This window comes from Mesorhizobium sp. M7A.F.Ca.US.005.03.2.1 (assembly GCF_003997795.1).
Classification (GTDB): Bacteria; Pseudomonadota; Alphaproteobacteria; order Rhizobiales; family Rhizobiaceae; genus Mesorhizobium; species Mesorhizobium ciceri.
The window spans coordinates 1-1,770 of the sequence record NZ_RZRP01001086.1; the positions used below are offsets into that span (position 1 = coordinate 1).

Genomic DNA, 1,770 nt, shown 5'->3' on the forward strand with positions numbered 1-1,770 from the left:
ACGCCAAGGCGCGAATTCAGCGTGTCGGCAACCTGCTTGAACGACTTCAGCGTCGCCCTCGCATCCGCCATCACGCCGTCGGCCTGCCCCGACCCGAGCAAGGTATCGACCTTGGCTAGAATGCCATCGACCCGCACCGAGGCATCGTTGAGCCGTTGCGCGAGCTGCTTTGCGTCCTTGATCGTCTGGTCGATGTCGTCGGCCCGGTTGGCGAACTTGTGGGTCACCTCCGCGATGTCGGCGGCGGCCTTGTCGGCGCTCTCGCTGGCCTTTTGGATGTTGGCGAGCGCCGAGCGCACTTGTGCGGGATCGATACCGTCGAGCACGTTGTCGACCTTGGCCAGCGTGCCTTGCGTCCGTTTGGCGAAGTCGTTGACCGACCCCACGGCTGTATCGACGTTCTTGATCACGCCGTCGAGCTGCTTCGACGTCTGCTTGAGGTTACCGGTTACTGCGTCGACATTGGCGACGATGCTCTTGATCTTGTCCTTGTCGACCGCGTTGAGAAGGCCTTCGGCCGCCTTCAGCGTGCCGTCGAGTTTGCCGGAAACGCCTTTCAGCTCATCGGCCAGCGTGCTGGCGGCGGACAGGAACTTGTCGATGCCGTCCGAATTCTTGGCCAGCGCATCGGAGAAGGTCTGGACGTTCTGGACGGTCTGCGTCAGCGGCCCGCGAACGTCCTTGGTGAAGCCTTCGAGCTCGGTCAGCACCTTGTCGGCGCGGGTAAAAATATTCTGCGCCGTCTGCAAGAGGTTGGTCACCGCCGACGGGTTGGCGACGATCTCGGCGACCTTGCCTTCCTTTTCCGCTTGGTCGAGGAGCTTTACCTCCTTGGGATCGGCGCCCTTGAGCTCGATGTTGGCCTGCCCGGTCAGGCCGGCAAGCCCGATATCGGCTTGCGTCGATTTGGTGATCGGCGTCATGCGGTCGATCTCGGTATCGGCGATGGCAACCGTCGGATTGTCGACATCGATATAGACGCGCTTGACGTCGCCGACCTTGACGCCGTTGAACAGCACGAAACTTCCGCGGCCGAGCCCGGAGGCCGAGCCCGGAATGCGCACGCGCAGCAACGTCGTCTCGCCCTTGTCGCCGATCGCCGCCGTCCAGTAGACGAAGGCAAACGCCGCCAGGATCGCGGCCAGCGTGAAGATGCCGACAATGACGTAGTTGGCTCTGGTTTCCATTGTCCCACTTATGGCTATGCGCGCGCCGCAAGATCAAGTTGCCGGGCGCGTTTTCCGCGGAAATAGGATTTTACCCACGGTTCCTCGCTCTTCAGCATGTCGTCGATGGTGCCTTCGACCAGCACTTTCTTCTTGCCGAGCACGGCCACCCGGTCGCAAGCGGTGAACAGCGTGTCGAGGTCATGCGTCACCATGTAGACGGTCAGATCCATCGTGTCGCGCAGCTTGACCACCAGCTCGTCGAACTCCGCCGCGCTGATCGGATCGAGACCCGATGTCGGCTCGTCGAGGAAGACGATGTCGGGATCGAGCGCCAGCGCCCGCGCCAGTGCGGCGCGCTTGATCATGCCGCCGGACAGTTCGGATGGGAATTTTTGCGCCGCGTCGGGCGGCAGCCCGACCAGCTCGATCTTGAGCATCGCCAGTTCGTCCATCAGCTTTCGCGGCAGGTCGAGATATTCGCGCATCGGCACCTGGACGTTTTCCAGCACCGTCAGCGCCGAGAACAGGGCGCCGTGCTGGAACAACACGCCAAGCCGCATGTCGATGCGCAGACGCTCGGCATCATCAGCCTTCTCGATAT

At 62.4% G+C, this 1,770-nt stretch carries 2 protein-coding genes; both read right to left on the bottom strand.

Going from position 1 to position 1,770, the window contains the following annotated elements:
- Window positions 1-1,187 (bottom strand): MlaD family protein (locus EN991_RS34900; RefSeq protein ID WP_164769616.1); only part of this gene is annotated, 1,187 nt, incomplete at its 3' end.
- Window positions 1,188-1,201: 14 nt separating this feature from the next.
- On the bottom strand, window positions 1,202-1,770 hold a 569-nt coding region (locus EN991_RS34905; RefSeq protein ID WP_127370428.1), incomplete at its 5' end, for an ATP-binding cassette domain-containing protein.